Here is a 16,231-nt window from a genome sequence, read left to right on the forward strand (position 1 = left end):
CTCAGCGGAGCCAGGGCAGGTCCGCGCCCGCATCGCTGGGCTGCAGGCCCTCGGCGACGATCTCCATGATCTCGCCGAGGGTCTTCTGCTGCTGCGGGGTGAGCCGCTCGAACACCGCCTGGCGTACGGCCGTCACATGGCCCGGCGCGGTCCGCCCCAGCACCTCGGCGCCCGCGTCCGTCAGCACCGCGAACTGCCCCCGCTTGTCGTCGGGGCAGTCCTCGCGCCGCACCCAGCCGTTCTTCTCCAGCCGCGCGATCGCGTGTGAGAGACGGGACCGGGTGATCTTCGACTTCATGGCCAGCTCGGTCATCCGCAGCCGCCGGCCCGGCGCCTCGGCGAGGCCGACCAGCAGCCCGTAGTAGATGTGCGGCATGCCCGCGTCCCGCTGCAGCTGGCGGTCGAGATGGTCCTCGAGAAGCATGGTGGCGTGCAGGTAGGAGCGCCAGATGCGCTGCTCGTCGTCGGTGAGCCAACGGGTCTGCCCGGCGGGTTTCGCCGCTGCGTCTGCTTCTTCAGCGGTTGTGGGTGCCGTATTCATGTATCCATCGTACGAGAGGTCTCCTTGAATATTAAACAAATGGGGCGTATGCTCTGAAGCAGGGAGTTTGAGAGTTCAAGCATTGGGAGTCACCGCCATGTCCGCCGCCATTCAGGAGCGCATGCCCGCCCTCTATCTCAGCCACGGTGCGCCGCCGCTCGCGGACGACCCGATCTGGCCCGGCGAACTCGCCGCCTGGTCCGCCGACCTGCCGCGCCCCAAGGCGATCCTCATGGTCTCCGCCCACTGGGAGGAGGCCCCGCTCGCGCTCGGCGCGGTGGAGACCGTCCCGCTCGTCTACGACTTCTGGGGTTTCCCCGAGCACTACTACCAGGTGAGGTACGAGGCCCCCGGTGCACCCGAACTCGCCGAGTCCGTACGGAAGTTGCTGCGAGCCCCCGGCATACCCGTGCAGGACATCCCGGACCGCGGCCTCGACCACGGCGCCTATGTCCCGCTCGTCGAGATGTTCCCTGCCGCCGACATCCCGGTCCTGCAGATCTCGATGCCGACCCTCGACCCGGTGAAGCTGATGGAGATCGGCCGCAAGCTCGCGCCGCTGCGCGACGAGGGCGTGCTGATCGTCGGCTCCGGCTTCTTCACCCACAACCTGGCCGCGCTGCGGCACACGGGCGGGGGAGTGCCGAGCTGGTCCTCGGAGTTCGACGACTGGGGCCGCAAGGCGCTGGAGGCCCGGGACTGGGACGGCCTGCTGGACTTCCTCCACAAGGCCCCGGCCGGCCGCTACGCCCACCCGCGCACCGAGCACTTCGCCCCGCTGTTCGTGACCATGGGCGCGGCGGACGTCACCGGCGAGCTGGATGCGCAGAAGTCCGTGATCGAAGGCTTCTGGATGGGCATGGCGAAGCGGTCGGTGCAGTTCGGCTGAGTTTTGCGCGGGGCGCCGTGCGTCGTCGATCGTCTGCGGCGCCGTCGTGGCTGGTCGCGCCCCGCGGCGGAGCCGCTGATCGGCACAGCCCCGCGCCCCTTCGGGGCGCTGCCGAACCGCTTGGGACATCGCGACGCCCGGGCCTGCTAAAGCTCCTTCTCGTACCAGGCGACGTCCCAGTACCTGCCGAACTTCCGGCCCACCTCCCGGTAGGTGCCGACGTGGCGGAATCCGAAGCGTTCATGCAGCCGCGTGGACGCTTCGTTGGGCTGGGCGATGCCCGCGTAGGCGCGGTGCAGGTCCTCGTCCGCCAGGGCCTCGAAGAGCGCCTTGTACAGCAGCGTGCCGATGCCGCGGCGGCCCGCGCCCGGGGCCACGTACACCGTGACCTCGACCGACGTCCCGTAGGCCGGTTTCGCACGGTAAGGGCTGGATGTGGCGTAGCCCAGAATTTCCTGTGTGTCCGCATCCGTGGCAACCATCAGCCGGTGCGGCCCGTCTACAGGGTGGGAGAGCAGCCAGGGAAGACGCTCTTCCGGAGTGAAGACGGCGGTATCGAATGTGATGGGCGTCTCACGTACGTAGTGGTTGTAGAGGTCGGTGAGAGCGTCGAGGTCCTCCTCGACTCCTGGTCTGACCTGCACCTCTGTACGCTCCGACACCCTCAGGCCTCCCTCCGTGGCCGGACAGGGTACTGCATGATCAGAAAAATTGGGGGGCGGGTTGGGAATTCTGTCCGGATTCCAGTCGTTGTTTCCATCGGATGCAGGGCACCCGACCAAAGTGCTCAGCGGCACTCGAAGGCGAGTGCCCGGCGTCTGAGAGACCACCCGCCAGCCCACCATCGCAAGGGAGCACGCATGGCAACCCGTGCCGTCGCCCGTCGTAAGTCCGCCACCGGCGAGACGGCCGACGCGGCAAGCAGTGTTCGCGCCCACGCCGGCGAGATCGCCGACCGTGACCTGGTCGGCATGTACCTCGACGAGATCGCGCGCACACCGCTGCTCGACGCCGCCAAGGAGGTCGAGCTGTCCCAGATCATCGAGGCGGGTGTGTTCGCGCGACAGGTTCTCGACGGGTACGAGGAGTCCAAGGCCGAGGCCACCCGCGAGGAGCTCGAAGCCCTCGTGGCCGACGCCGAGCGCGCCAAGGACGTCTTCATCCGCTCCAACCTCCGCCTGGTCGTGGCCGTGGCGCGCCGTTACCCCCGTAGCGGTCTGCCCCTGCTCGACCTGATCCAGGAGGGCAACGCGGGTCTGGTGCGCGCGGTCGAGAAGTTCGACTACCGCAAGGGCTTCAAGTTCTCGACGTACGCGACCTGGTGGATCCGTCAGGCGATCACCCGCTCGATAGCGGACCAGTCGCGCACCATCCGCCTGCCCGTCCACCTGGTGGAGGAGCTGGGCCGGATCCGCCGTGTGCAGCGCGAGTTCAACCGCGAGCACGGCCGCGACCCGGAGCCCGCGGAGATCGCCGCCGAGCTCGGCTCGAACGCGGACCGTGTGATCGACGTCCTGGACTGGGCGCGCGACCCGGTCTCGCTGAACATGGCGGTGGACGACGAGGGCGAGACCCAGTTCGGCGACCTGCTCGAGGACACCTCCGCGGTCTCCCCCGAGCAGTCCGTCCTCACCCTGCTCCGCAGCGAGGAACTCGACGACCTCATCGGGCGGCTCGACCCGCGCACGGCGTCCATCATCAAGATGCGCTACGGCATCGAGGACGGCCGCGAGCGCACCCTGACGGAGGTCGGCAAGGAGCACGGTCTGACCCGTGAGCGGATCCGGCAGATCGAGAAGCACGCCCTGCTGGAGCTGAAGAAGCTGGCCCGCGACACGGGCTTCGAGGCGGCGGCCTGACGAGCGGTCACGGGGGCGCGTACGGCACGCGGTGAGAGCCGGGTGGTGTACGCGCCGGAGGCCGCGCACGCCGGGTGGCGAAAGACCGCGCAAACATGGCGGGCCGACGCCGCTTCAACCGTCAGAACGCAGGGAACAAGACTTCAGGGCACAGGAGTTCGGCGGCAGCATCCCGCCCCCTGAACGAGCGGACCACTGCAACCACGGACCAAGTCCCGACGCACATCCCCCCCGGCGGCGGGACTTTCCTGAGCCGGGCTTCGGCGCCCCTCCCCCCGGGCGCCGGGGCCCGGTTCTCTTTCGGGGCGCGCGCTGGGATCTCGCCGGGACGCAGATGACGGCGGGCCACCCCAGACCTGAACACTGGGGTGGCCCGCCGTCATGTGTGTCCCGCAGCGTGACACTCTGCCATAAGGTCGTCACGTTTCGCTAACCCGCCAAGGTGAGGCGGGCTCCGAGGCCTCTTCAGGGCGTGGTGCCGGCCGCCCCCGCCCGCATCAACCGTCCCCCCAGTTCCCGTACGCTCTCCACCAGTTCAGGTGGTTCCCGTACCGTGAACTCGTGGCCCAGCAGGGCCAGTCGGACTGCCAGCCAGTCCGCTGCGTCGCTTGTGCGGGCGCGCAGGCGGCAGGTGTGGTCGTCGAGCGGTTCCGGGGTGCCCAGCCAGGACGGGATGCGGGTCGCGACGGTTTCCGCGGGGGCGGCGAAGATGACCTCGAAGTCGTACGACTCCTGGTGTCGTTGCATCGAGCGGCGCAGATACTCCGCCGCGTTTCCGGTCGGCAGCTCCCGCGGGGCGAACCGGGCGCCGGTTGCGAAGGGGGCACTCACCCGGTCGACGCGGAACGTGCGCCAGTCGGCGCGGTCGAGGTCGTAGGCGACGAGGTACCAGCGGCGGCCGGTCGAGACGAGGCGGTACGGCTCCGTCAGGCGTCGGGACTCGGTGCCGTCGCCGGCGCGGTAGGCGAAGCGCAGGCGTTCGTGCCCGGCCACCGTGGACGCCATGACGGTCAGCGTCTCGGGTGCGATGCTCGCCCCGTCCCCGCTGGTCAGCGGCGTGGTCGCGGCCTGGAGCGTGGAGACGCGGTGGCGCAGGCGGGAGGGCAGCACCTGTTCCAGCTTGGCCAGGGCCCGTACGGAGGCCTCGTCCACGCCCTCCAGGGCGTGCCCGGCGCCCGCCCGCAGCCCTACCGCGATCGCCACGGCCTCCTCGTCGTCGAGCACGAGCGGCGGCATCGCCTTGCCCGCGATGAGCCGGTAGCCGCCCTCGGCGCCCAGGGTCGCCTGCACCGGATAGCCCAGCTCGCGCAGCCGGTCGATGTCCCGCCGCACCGTGCGCCGCGACACGCCCAGCCGCTCGGCGAGCTCGCCGCCGGGCCATTCGCGGGGAGTCTGGAGGAGGGAGAGGAGTTGGAGGAGTCGCGCCGGGGTGTCCGTCGTCATGGTGAGAGCATGCCGCAGAAGTAGGACACGACCTGACCTAATAGGGGTCTAGCTTCGGGGTATGACCTCCACCGAGACCCCATCCGTTCCCGCCTCCGGCGACCGCAGGCGCTGGTTCGCCCTCGCCATCGTGATGACCGCGGCCTTCATGGACCTCGTCGACGTCACGATCGTCAACATCGCGATCCCGTCGATACGGCGGGACGCCGGCGCCTCCATCAGCCAGATCCAGTGGATCACCGCCGGCTACGCGCTCGCCTTCGCCGCGGGGCTGATCACCGGCGGGCGGCTCGGCGACATCCACGGCCGCAAGCGGCTGTTCCTCCTCGGCATCGGCGGCTTCACCCTCGCCTCCGCGCTGTGCGGCTTCGCCGCGAACCCCGAGATGCTGGTCGCCTCCCGGATCCTGCAGGGCGGCATGGCGGCGATGATGGTGCCGCAGGTGCTGTCGATCGTGCACGCCACCTTCCCGGCGCACGAGCGGGGCAAGGTGTTCGGACTGTTCGGCGCGATCGTGGGGCTCGGGGCGGTCTCGGGCCCGCTGCTCGGCGCGCTGCTGACGGAGTGGAACCTGTGGGGTCTTCAGTGGCGGCCGATCTTCCTCATCAATCTCCCGGTCGGCATCGCGGGCCTGCTCCTCGGCAGTCGCTTCATCACCGAGTCGAAGGCACCGCGGGCGCTGAAGCTGGACCTGGTCGGGGTCGCCCTTGTCACCCTGGGTCTGACGATGCTGCTCTACCCGCTGACCCGCGGCCGTGAGCTGGGCTGGCCGCTGTGGGGGTACGCCTCGATGGCGGGCGCGCTCGTCGTCTTCGCGGTCCTGGTGGCGTACGAGCGGCGCAAGGCCGTACGGGACGGATCTCCGCTGGTCGAGCTCTCGCTGTTCCGGGTGAAGAGCTTCGCGGCCGGTATCGCCGTCCAGACCGTGTTCGGGATCGCGCTCGGGGTGTTCTTCCTGGTCTGGACGCTCTACATGCAGACCGGGCTGGGCTGGAGCCCGCTGCGGGCGGGGCTGACCGGGGTGCCGTTCTCGATCTCCGTCTCGACCGCGGCAGGCCTGTCCGTGCAGAAACTGGTGCCGCGCTTCGGCCGCAAGGTGCTCCAGGCGGGCGCGCTGCTCATGGCCGCGGGCGTCCTGCTCTACATCGGGGAGTCCGCTCGCTACGGCCTCGCCATCGCGTCCTGGCAGATGGCGCTGCCCCTGGTCGTGATGGGCGTGGGCATGGGCCTGATCGTGGCCCCGCTGACGGACGCGGTGCTGTCGGACGTGCCGCGCGAGCACGCCGGCTCGGCCTCGGGGCTCATCAACACCGTGCAGCAGATGGGGAACGCGCTGGGGCTCGGGCTGGTCTCGGTGGTGTTCTTCGGGGAGATCGGCGACCGGCTGACGCGGTCCGAGGTGGGCCCGGCGTTCGTGGACGCCTTCCAGCACGCACTCGGATGGGTCGCCGCGGTGATGGGGGCCATCTTCGTATTGATGTTCGCCCTGCCGAAGCGGGCGGGGGAGGCACAGGCGCCGGTGGAGCAGGCCGAAACGGCCGAACTGCACGCCGGGAGCATCCAGGACGCCGACGCTCACGAGGAGAATCTGGCTGCTGTCCGGTAGCGGACCTGACACCCCGTCCCTAGAGTCTTTGCAGGGGCGGGGTGTTGTGTAGCAGGGTGTCCTCGACACGTGTTCATCCGGGAAGCGACGGGACGTCATGGCATCGAGGAATCAGGCCACTCCATCCGAGGCGGCAGCGTCGGAAACGGCCATGTCCAGCTGGCTTCCCGACCTCTCGGGGCTCTCCCTCGGAGAGCTCAGCAGCCTGGACAGCATGGTTCTGGAATCCTCCGTCAAGCATCTGAAGCGCTGCGTCAACCAACCGCTTTCCACCATCGGTGGCAGCAGCGGTAGCTGAGCGCTCCGCGGGGTGCGCCGTTGATCGTCTGCGGCGCCGTTGTGGCTGGTCGCGCCGCGCGGCGGAGCCGCATACCGATACAGCCCCGCGCCCCTTTGGGGCGCGGCAGACTAACCCCGGTTACTTACTTCAGGCACAGTCCCCGAAAGAATCGGCAACGCGGCCTCTGCGCCGGGCGCGAGCGGTTAAATTTCACGGCACGTCACCCCCGGCCGGGAACGAGGAAGTCGTGCCGATGCACCATCACCAGCTCTCCGTGTCCGTCCTGCGGTCCCTGCTGGCCACCACCGAGGACGACTCGGCGGTAGCCGTGCTCCTGGACGTGGAGTACAGCCGCCGGCTGCTGCTCATGCGGGGAATCCTGGACTCCTGCGCCGGGACCCCCGAGGCCAAGACCGCCGGGGTCGAGGAGGCCTGGCGGCTGCTGGAGAGCGTCGAGAAGCGGGCCCCCGAGGCCGTTCGCGCCGTACTGCTCGATCCGCAGGTCGGCCTGTGGGCGGCCGCCCTGTTCCGGCGGCTGTCCCGGGCCGAGCGGGACGAGGGCGCGCAGGACGTACCGCTGTGGGTGGAGCTGGGTTTCCTCGCCCAGTTCGCGGCCACCGTGTCGATCATGGCGGGCGCCCCCTTCCGGGTGCGGGTCCCGGTGCGGGACGGAAGTGTTTTCCTGCCGTGCCTGGGGCGTGCCCGGCTGGACACCGCCGAGCCCTGGGGGACCGCCGAGGTGCGGGCGCGGAACGGTGTGGTGAGCATCGTCGGGGACGCTACGGCGGTGACGCTGCCGGAGGATCCCGAACGCGACGCGCCCGGCTGGCAGGGTCTGCGCCGGCTGCGCGCCACCACCGACGGCATGACCCTCACGCTCGCGATCGACGACCTCGGCCCCTACCCGGCGGTGTCCGGGCTGGCCGCCTCCCGGCGGCTGGCGCCCGAGCAGTTCGCCGACTGGCAGCGCTGGATCTCCGCCATGTGGCCCCTTCTGGTGGCCGACCACCGGGCCGACGCCCGCGCGCTCTCCGCCGGGCTGCTGTCTCTCGTCCCGCTGCCCCACCGGGAACGCCTGCGCGGGCGCACCGCCTCCTCCAGCGACGCCTTCGGCTGCGTACTGCTGACGGAACCCGACCAGGACACGGCGGTGCTGCCGGCCCAGCTCGGCGTGGCCCTCATCCATGAGTTCCGGCACACCCTGCTCAACGGCCTCATCTTCCTCGCCCCGCTCTTCGAGGACTGCGGCGACCTGTTCTACGCCCCCTGGCGGGACGATCCGCGTCCGCTCGGCGGGCTGGTGCACGGGGCGTACGCCTTCTCGGGGGTCGCGCGCTACTGGCGGGCGCGAGGCGAGGAGGGCCTCGCGGGCTTCGAGTTCGCTCTGTTGCGGGGCGCCCTGGACCAGGTGCTCACCACCCTGCGGGACCGCCCCCTGCTGACCCCGCTCGGGCGCCGGCTCTGTGAGGCGCTCACGGAGCAGACGGCACACTGGAGCGCGGAGCCGGTGGGGCAGCACGAGCAGAACCTCGCCCGGCTGGCGTCCGCCCACCACCACGCGACCTGGCGCGCCCACCACCTGCACACCCCCAAGCCCTACGCACAGGCGCTGGCGCAGGCCTGGCAGCACGGCCACCGGGAGGCCGTCGACGATTCGGGCGCCCCTCTGGGGCCGGCGCCGGAGCCCGAACTGCGCACGGACCCCGGCGCCTGCCGGCTCGACACCCTGGCACTGCTGTCCCGCCTCAGCCTCGTCGACCCCGCCGAGTACGCAAGGCTGCTCGCCGACGCCGACCCCGCCGCCCAGATCCCCGGCGCCGCCGCGGCCGACCTGGCCCTGGTGGCAGGCGACGCACAAACCGCGGTCAAGCTCTACGCCGAGGAACTGGCGCTCCCCGGCGCCAGACCCGCAGCCTGGGCAGGCCTGGGCCTGGCGCTGACCGAGACCGGCGAGCAGGCCGCCGGGGCGGTCCTGACCAGCCACCCCGAACTGGCCGTGGCGGTAAGCCGTCTGTTGCCGGAACCGCCGGACCCGGTGGCCCTGGCGCACTGGCTGGCGCCCTGAAGGGGCGCGGGGAACTGCGCGACCAGCCAGGACGAGCCTGAAGACGATCGACGGCCAATCGTGGCACTCACGCAGTAGTGCTCACCCCAGCTCCGGTATCACAACGGCATGGGGTCGATGTCGCAGTCGGCCCTGTGTTCCCAGTCGGCAGACATCCGCACCGCAGGGTGGCTGCTGCCCAGCTTGCGGCTGAGGCGTTCATGAGTGTCGGTATGGAGCGTGGCCGCCTCCTCGGTGTGGCCGAGGGCGCGCAGATCCATGGCGAAGTTGGCGGCACAGGCGAGGGTGGAGGGGTGGTCGTCGTCGAAGACGTCACGGGAGCGGCGCAGGGTCTCGGTGTCCAGTTCATGGGCGGTGGCCGGGTCGCCGAGGGCGTAGTGGTCGCTGGCGAGGTTGGTGCGGCACACCAGGGTCGACGGATGCATCTCGCCCAGCGTCGCCGTGAACTCCTCAAGCACCAGTGAGTTGATGTACTGGGAGGCCGCCGCGTTGCCCAGCAGCCGGTAGGTGATCGCCAGGTTCAGCGCGGCCGACAGGGCGTGCGGATGGTGTTTGCCGTACGTCCTCTCGTACTGCTCGCAGATGTCCGTGCCCAGCCGCAGCGCCTCCGGGAGATCGCCGCTGTGCCGCAGATGCACCGACAACTCCAGGGTGGCGGCCATGGATTCGGGGTTGTCGGTGCCGTACCGGTGGATGAGGTCGGTGCGGGCCCGCTCCGCCGTCTCCATCGCCTCCCGGTGCTCGCCGGCCTTGCGCAGGGCCACCGCGAGGTGGCGGTAGCAGGAGAGACTGAGTGGGTTGGTGCTGCCCAGCAGGGAGTTGCACCGGTCGACGAGCTCTCGGTGGTAGGTCAGTGCGACGGCGTACTCGCCCAGTTCCCGGGTGTCGAGGATGAAGCCGAGCCAGCTGAGCAGCGAGAGCACATGGTCCTGGCCGTAGATCTCGGTGTAGCCGTTCCAGGTCTGCTGGTCGAGGTCGCGGGCGCGGCCGAAGTCGCCGACGAGGCGGAGGCTGACGCCGAGGTTGTGGGCGGCGCGCAGGGTTTCGGGGTCGTCGGGGCCCAGCAGCCGTAAGTACTGCTGGTGGACGGATTCCGAAAGGCTGAGGGCCTCGCTGAAGGCACCGCGTACGCGGTGGTCGATGGCGACGTTGCCGAGGGCGTCGGCGGTGTCCTGGGCATCGGGGCCGATGGTGCGCCGGTAGGCCTCCAGGGTGGCCGAGTTGAGCTCGGCGGCCTGCCGGTAGCGGCCCAGACTGAAGAGCAGGAAGCCCAGCCAGCGGGCCACCTGGAGGGTCTGCGGATGGTCCTGGCCGAGTTTGGCGGACCAGGTCTCGTGCGCGGTGCGGGCGAGTTCCAGGCAGGGCTGGTAGTCGCCGAACCGCAGGAGGTAGATGACCTCGTTGACGACGAGGTTGCGCACCCAGCCCTCGTCGGACTGGGCGGCGTCGGAGACGAGGACATGCGGGTAGAGCGCGCCGTACCGGTCCCAGCGCAGCACGTTGTCCGGGTCGTTGGGATCACTCGCCGCCAGCAGCAGATGCGCCCCCCGCCGCATCGTCGACCGGTCCTCCTCCGTCATCCGGTACAGCAGGGCGGCCTGGACCAGACGGTGCATCTGGAGGGAGTTGTTGCGGTGGTTGAAGCGGGCCAGTGAGTAGCGGCCGATCTCACGGATGACCTGGCCGAGCCGGATCGGGTCCTCCAGGGCCAGGTCCAGTTCCGGTGCGATCGAGCCGCGTGGCATACGGGCGAAGAGGGAGCGGGCGATGGGCTCGGGGGCGTAGAAGGAACAGACCTGGAGGAGCTGGTAGGCGGCCGGGTTCTTGGTCTCCAGCTGGTCCAGGGAGATGTTCCACGCGGCGATGACCGGATGCTGGTTGTCGAGCGGTGCGGTGCCGCGCAGCAGGTCCACGCGTTTCTCGGTCAGCAGGCGCAGGTATTCGTCGACCAGCATGCCGGTCTCCGCGTGCCAGGCGGCCGCCTGCTCGATGGCCAGCGGCAGGTCGCCCAGCGCCTGGGCCAGCCGGTCGGCGTCCTCGTCGCTGATCTCCGGACCGCGCAGCCGCAGCAGCTGCTTGCTCTCCTCGCGGAGGAAGACGTCCACCTCCAACGGGCGGGCGATGGACGCCCATTGGGGGTTGCGGGAGGTGATGAGGATGTTGCCGGGACCGCCCGCCGGGAAGAACGCCCGTACCGCCTCCGGGCTTTCGGCGTTGTCGAACACCAACAGCCAGTTGGCGTACGGCCGTCCGATGCGCAGCGCCTCCAGGACGGCCGCGACCGTCGAGGAGGCGTCGCTGCCCGCGCTGATGCCGAGGCGCGGGGCGAGCTCCACCAGGGACAGGGAGATCTGCGCGGTGCGCTCGGCGGAGATCCACCACACCACGTCGTACTCGGACATCCGGCGATACAGGTACTCCACCGCCAGCAGACTCTTGCCGACGCCTCCCATGCCGTGCAGGGCGTGCGGCAGTACGGCCGTCGTCTTCTCCTGCAGCAGCCGCTGGTGGAGGGCCTCCAGGAGCTCCCTGCGGCCGGTGAAGTTCGGGTTGCGCGGCGGGATGTTCCCCCAGACCGTGGGGGTGTTCCTGGTGCGCTCGGTACCCGCCGTGTGCGCCGGGGCCTGCTCTGGCATCACCGGCCTCCTGTTCCCCTGATGCGTCGGGTGGTCGGCGTCGCCCGGGGTGCGGGCGACGGGGTCGCTGTGTGTGAGCGGTGCGGTGGTGCTGGTGCGGGACGAGTGCCGGTGCGCAGGCTCCTCACGGAGGCCCGCGACCGCCTCGTCCACCTCTCCGGCCGGTTTCAGGAACGGCCCGGACAGGGCGTGGAGCACGGCGCTTTCCGCCAGCAGCCACGGACCGGACTCCGCGTCCACGGAAGGGACTTGGGACACGGACTCGCCGCGCAGCAGCCGGGGCAGTCGCCACAAGTGTTCCCCGCCCGGTCCCCGGCGATCCCCCACCAGTTCGACAACCCGGACCAGGTCGGTACGGCGTCCCGCGGCCAGCAGCTCCTCGCGTACGCCGGGCGCGAACTCGTAGGCCGGGAACGCGCGGTCGGCCGGGCGGACGATGCCCTGCGCGAGCAGCAGCGCGAAGTCCGTGAGCGAGCTGCCCGGCAGCAGTGCGTCCTGCACCTGCCGGACCAGCGGGTCGGTGAGGGGGATCGGGGCGAGCATGGTGGCCAGCGTGAACACCTGCTGGGGCGCGGCCGACCGCAGCCGGGCCACCAGCGCGGGGGCGTCCTGCTGCAGCGGATCCGGCTCGGGAGCGGCGGGCACGTGCGCGCGGGGGAAGGTCACGGTGAGCGGCAGCCAGCGCGGCGGCGCCCCGCCCAGCAGACTCGACCAGGCGTCCAGCCAGCGGGCGGACAGCTCAAGCACGGGAACCGGTACGTCGGGCCGCCCCGGCGCCGGCGGCAGGTCGTACGGGTCGGGGCCCAGCCCGCGGGCCCGCCAGCGCAGCCGGTTGTTGGGCGCTCCCGGGGCGGGGGAGCGCAGCTGCACCTGCCAGCCCCGCAGACCCGTCACCGGCCACACCGGATGCGGCAGCAGATGGATCAGACAGACCGGCCCGGCCTGCGCCCAGCGCCGCAGCAAGGGCTCCACGCCGTGATCGCGCCAGTGCGGCCCGGCACCGTCGGTGAGCACCAGGGTCAGCCGCCCCGTCGCGCCGTGCTGCGGCAGTGTCGCCGGGGCCCTTCCACCCCCGTTCGGGAGCCGGTGTACGGTGACCCTCCCGAAGGCACCGGTGTGCTGCAGCCCGCCCACGAACGCCCGCACGGTCGGCTCCCAGATCCCCATGGTGGGCCCGGAGTCGGCGACGACGGCGATGTCCCAACGGGTGCCTGCGGGGTGCCCGGCGGGCCGCCGTAGTGCGGTGCCGGTGCGGCGTAGCGCTTCGGGTAATTCCGGGGGCAGTGGGGACCAGGCTGGGGACTGGGTCATGATTCGCTGGCCTCCCTTGCCGTGGGTCCGAGGCGGTCCGGCAGCGCCCCGTAGGGGCGCGGGGAACTGCGCGACCAGCCACAACGGCACCGCAGATGACAGACGGCATAGCGCGCCCTCTCCAGCGGAGCGCCCCTCACGGCTGCGCCGCCTCCGTCCACGCCCACACCGTGTCCAGCGCCTCCTGCCAGGGGCGCCCCTCGGCGAGCGAGACCAGTGCACCCTGCCCCGCCAGATGCAGCGCATCGAGAAGCCGTCCCACCACCGGCCCCTGGGCCGCCTCGGCCCGGTCCAGGAAGGCGGTCACGACATCCTGGGCGAGGCCGTCCGGCAACCGCGCCGCAGCGATGCCCTCCAGCACCGCCCGCGTCGGCCGCGCCAGCGTCAACGGCACGCACCGCTCGGCCAGCGCGGGCGAGAGGTCGCGGTCGCCGCCGGTGGTGATCACCACGAGGGGGAAGGCGTGACACTGTACGGCGCCGCCGCGCAGGGCCACCGCGGCCTCGGCGTCGTCGTCGGTCGCCACCTGAGCGGGAGACCCGGGCACCGTGAAGCCGCCCGCGTCCAGCACCGTGCACAGGTCCTCCGGCAGCGCGATCTCCGCCCGGTCCAGCCGGTCGAGGAGCAGCACCCGCGGTCTGCGGTACGGCAGGAAGGCGGTGCCCAGCGGGCCGAGCCGGCCGGCCCCGTCGTAGAGCCCCTCCCGGAGTGTGGACACGCTGGTGATGCGCCAGCGCAGCACCCGGCCGAGGTCCAGTTCGCGGCTGATCCGGTAGGGGAGTGCCGACCTGCCGGTGCCGGGCTCGCCGGTCACCAGCAGGGGACGGCACAGCGCCAGCGCCGCGTTGACCCGCTCGGCCTCGCCGGGCGCGGCGGGCAGCGGCTTCGTTCCCTCGCCGAGCACGGACGATGCGTACGGGTCGTCGGGCGGCGCGGGCAGGCAGGGGCCGTTGTGGAACCGGCGCCAGGGTGGCGGCTCCGGCCAGGGGCCGGTGGCCGAAGAGCCGGGCAGGCCGGTTCCTCGGTAGACGCCCCAGGGCTCGGCGGTCGGCGACATCAGCGGTGTCCTCTCCGGTCGTACGGCTGTGCACGTGCCCCCGACCCCCCTGAAGCGCAGTCAGGCCGGGTCCGGATCCATCGGGTTGCGTTCGGCGTCGTCCCACAGGACCGTCAGATGGCGGCCGATGTGGCCGTTGCGGCCGGTGGCGGCGGCCTCGCCGTTGTGGCCCGCGGCCTCGCGGCGATACGCGTCGACTCTGGCCGGGAACCGCTTCAGGCCGTCGCGGAGCAACTCGTCCAGGACCTCCCGCAGCCCCGACGTGGCCCGGTCGGCCCGGTTCCAGATCACCACCGGCAGCCCCATGCGCAGCGCGGTGTGCAGCTCCTCGCTGCCGTGCCCGGTGCCGGTCAGCGGCGGTTCGCTCAGCACCAGGGCGACCAGGTGCTCGTCCTCGCCGAGACGCTGCTCCAGGGCGTGCGGCGCACCGGAACGGGCCCGGGTCTCAGCCGCGTAGCAGACCGAGCGCGAGGGCGGCTCGTCCGCGCCGAGCTGCTGCCAGCGGGTGCTCCAGAACTCGTGCCACTCCCGGGTCTGCAGACGGTCCAGGCTGCGGATGACCACCGAGAACTCGCTCGCCGACGTCACCTGCGAGGCCCAGTCCCAGTCGTGCGGCCACCACTCCACCGGCAGGTTCAGCAGCTCGAACGGCAGCACGAACTCCAGGAAGAGCGGCGCCGGTTCGGCCGCACCGGCGGGCCCCGCCCGCCGGTGCCGCTCGGTCTGCCGGACGATCGAGCCGACCACGTCCTCCAGCTGCTCCACCGGCACCTGGTGCCGCGGCTGCCCCTGCACCCAGCCGCGGCCCGGCCCGTCCGACATGTGCGAAGGGAACACGTTGTACTGGGTGTTGTTCAGCGGGTCCGCCTCGATACGGATCGCCAGATACCGTCTCAGCTGCCGGGCCACCCCGGACACCGACGCCCCGCGGGCCCTGTTCCGCTCCTCGTCCAGCAGCTCGGACAGGCCCAGGCCCAGCGACCAGTGCCGGTTGCGGGCCATCACCTCCTCGCTGAGCTCCCGGCTCATGTACGGGGCGCACACGTCCAGGTGGAGCATCCACGGGGGCAGCTCACCGGGTGCCGTGTTCTGCCCGGCGAGATAGAGGAAGTCGTGCCACGGGTTCTCGGCGTGCGGCGGCGGTTCGCTCAGCCGCTTCCCGGTGGCGAGCCAGACCAGGGCGGACCGCATCTTGTACGGGTACGGCAGTGGCTGCAGCGGGCGCAGTGCCTCGGCGAGATACTGCCAGGACCCGAGGACCGCGAGCCCCTCGAGCGAGCCCACCGCGGTCCACTCGTCGGCGAGCTGCTGCACGGCGAACACCTGCGGACAGTACGGATCCATGCCGTGCACCACGTCCGCCAGCACCGACAGCCCGTCCGGATCCACGGAGCAGTGCCGGAACACGTCCAGGTACTGCTCGGCCACGGTGTCCTCGTCCCGCGTCACGAGCGGACGGCCGGTCTCCCGGCCCACCGCGGCGACCAGCTGGGCGCGCCCCTCGGCCGTGCCCAGCGCACGCATCTCCATCAGCGTGTGCGCCGTCTTCGCGCCGATCCGGTTGCGTATCCGGGAGGCGTTGCGGTCCTCGCCGCCCGCCTCCGTCAACGCGGCCCCTCCGAGCGGGGGAAGGGGGGTGCCACGGTGGGTTTGGAGCGGCCGGTGCGCGCACCGCCGACGCCCGCCAGCAGCAGCTCCTGTGCCGACTCCATGCCCAGCTCCGGCGACGACAGATCGATGTACACGACCGAGGCCAGCAGGCCCTGCGGAGCACACCGGTCGACCATCACCGGCACGAGATTGCGCAGCAGACCGGCCGGGTCGCCGTTCTGGACCGCCTGCCACTCCAGCCGGCCGTAGACGGATTCCAGATACGCCGGGGAGAGGACCGCGATGGTGCGCTCGCACTGTGTCACGCCCCCGTCCATGCCGAACAGCCAGTTGGAGCCCGGTACGAAGTCCCACTCCTGCACCAGGACGCTGTAGCCCGCCTTCTCCAGCTGCCACGAGATCCACACGGCCCATCTTCGGTCCGCCGCGGTGTACGAGACGAAGAAGTCCCGGCGGTCGTCGATCCGCCGTTGCGCCGGTACGGCGGCCCCGTTCACCCCGGCCGACGGCGCCCGGGCCAGCCGCTGCCGCACCAGCTCGCCCACCACATGGGAGGTCCAGCTCGGGCCCTCGATCTGCTCCACCGCGTGCGCCAACGCCATCAGACCACCCTGCTGCTCCTCGCAGTGCCGCACCAGGCCCAGGAACTCGCGCATCAGGCTCGGCCGGTCCGCCGCCTCCAGCGGCTGCTCCAGCTCCGCCCCGACCAGCTCGAACAACAGCGCCCGGGTCAGTCCGTCCGCGAGCTTGGGCGAGGCGAGCAGCGCCTGGACCACATTGATGGGCCAGTTGCGACCGCCGTCCGCCCGGGCTAGCGGGTTGGGGTCGTCCGTGTCCACAACACCCCCCGAAGAAGTTGCGTCCCACCGTCCAGGATACGGACGGGGTGACAGCCCGTCAGGGCTTCCGCAGTCGGCCGCTCACTTCTCGGCA

General features: G+C 71.3%; 11 protein-coding genes. 4 read left to right on the forward strand and 7 right to left on the reverse strand.

The features are described 5' to 3' along the window. Position 1: 1 nt before the first annotated feature. A complete protein-coding gene (locus ACWCRD_RS09460; RefSeq protein WP_450965316.1) occupies positions 2 to 541 on the reverse strand; it encodes a MarR family winged helix-turn-helix transcriptional regulator in 540 nt (179 codons plus the stop codon). Between the two features lie 97 nt (positions 542 to 638). On the opposite strand from ACWCRD_RS09460, the gene ACWCRD_RS09465 reads away from it, so the two are divergent. Further along, positions 639 to 1,430, forward strand: coding sequence for a dioxygenase family protein (locus ACWCRD_RS09465; RefSeq protein WP_450965317.1), 792 nt, complete (start codon positions 639 to 641; stop codon positions 1,428 to 1,430). A 146-nt stretch (positions 1,431 to 1,576) separates the two neighbouring features. On the opposite strand, the gene ACWCRD_RS09470 is transcribed toward ACWCRD_RS09465, so the two are convergent. Then, positions 1,577 to 2,092, reverse strand: coding sequence for an N-acetyltransferase family protein (locus tag ACWCRD_RS09470; protein WP_450965318.1), 516 nt, complete (start codon positions 2,090 to 2,092; stop codon positions 1,577 to 1,579). Between the two features lie 198 nt (positions 2,093 to 2,290). On the opposite strand from ACWCRD_RS09470, the gene ACWCRD_RS09475 reads away from it, so the two are divergent. Continuing rightward, a complete protein-coding gene (locus ACWCRD_RS09475; RefSeq protein ID WP_450965319.1) occupies positions 2,291 to 3,289 on the forward strand; it encodes a sigma-70 family RNA polymerase sigma factor in 999 nt (332 codons plus the stop codon). 465 nt (positions 3,290 to 3,754) lie between these two features. Here ACWCRD_RS09475 and ACWCRD_RS09480 read toward each other — a convergent pair whose 3' ends face one another. Then, the gene (locus ACWCRD_RS09480) at positions 3,755 to 4,732 is read right to left on the reverse strand and encodes a helix-turn-helix transcriptional regulator (protein ID WP_450965320.1); all 978 of its coding nucleotides are present in this window, start codon (positions 4,730 to 4,732) and stop codon (positions 3,755 to 3,757) included. Between the two features lie 61 nt (positions 4,733 to 4,793). Between ACWCRD_RS09480 and ACWCRD_RS09485 the strand changes: the two genes are divergently transcribed. Both ACWCRD_RS09485 and ACWCRD_RS09490 read left to right on the forward strand, forming a co-directional pair. Then, the gene (locus ACWCRD_RS09485) at positions 4,794 to 6,338 is read left to right on the forward strand and encodes an MFS transporter (protein WP_450965321.1); all 1,545 of its coding nucleotides are present in this window, start codon (positions 4,794 to 4,796) and stop codon (positions 6,336 to 6,338) included. A 533-nt stretch (positions 6,339 to 6,871) separates the two neighbouring features. Then, positions 6,872 to 8,683, forward strand: a complete 1,812-nt coding sequence (locus ACWCRD_RS09490; protein ID WP_450965322.1) for an HEXXH motif domain-containing protein — start codon at positions 6,872 to 6,874, stop codon at positions 8,681 to 8,683. A gap of 98 nt (positions 8,684 to 8,781) precedes the next feature. Here the strand turns inward: ACWCRD_RS09490 and fxsT are convergent, their stop codons facing one another. From fxsT to ACWCRD_RS09510, 4 genes are all read right to left on the reverse strand, one after another. After that, positions 8,782 to 12,630 (reverse strand): FxSxx-COOH system tetratricopeptide repeat protein, encoded by a 3,849-nt coding sequence (fxsT, locus tag ACWCRD_RS09495; protein ID WP_450965323.1) that lies wholly within the window; start codon positions 12,628 to 12,630, stop codon positions 8,782 to 8,784. Between the two features lie 136 nt (positions 12,631 to 12,766). Next, positions 12,767 to 13,687 carry an AAA family ATPase gene (locus tag ACWCRD_RS09500; protein WP_450965324.1) on the reverse strand — a complete coding sequence of 307 codons (921 nt, stop codon included), beginning with the start codon at positions 13,685 to 13,687 and terminating at the stop codon, positions 12,767 to 12,769. A gap of 60 nt (positions 13,688 to 13,747) precedes the next feature. Next, on the reverse strand, positions 13,748 to 15,295 hold the full coding sequence (locus tag ACWCRD_RS09505; protein ID WP_450965325.1) for a VMAP-C domain-containing protein: 1,548 nt from the start codon (positions 15,293 to 15,295) through the stop codon (positions 13,748 to 13,750). After that, positions 15,292 to 16,137, reverse strand: coding sequence for a TIR domain-containing protein (locus ACWCRD_RS09510; RefSeq protein ID WP_450965326.1), 846 nt, complete (start codon positions 16,135 to 16,137; stop codon positions 15,292 to 15,294). Before ACWCRD_RS09510 ends, ACWCRD_RS09505 begins: the two co-directional genes overlap by 4 nt. Positions 16,138 to 16,231: the final 94 nt, after the last annotated feature.

Source organism: Streptomyces sp. NPDC002092 (genome assembly GCF_053593775.1).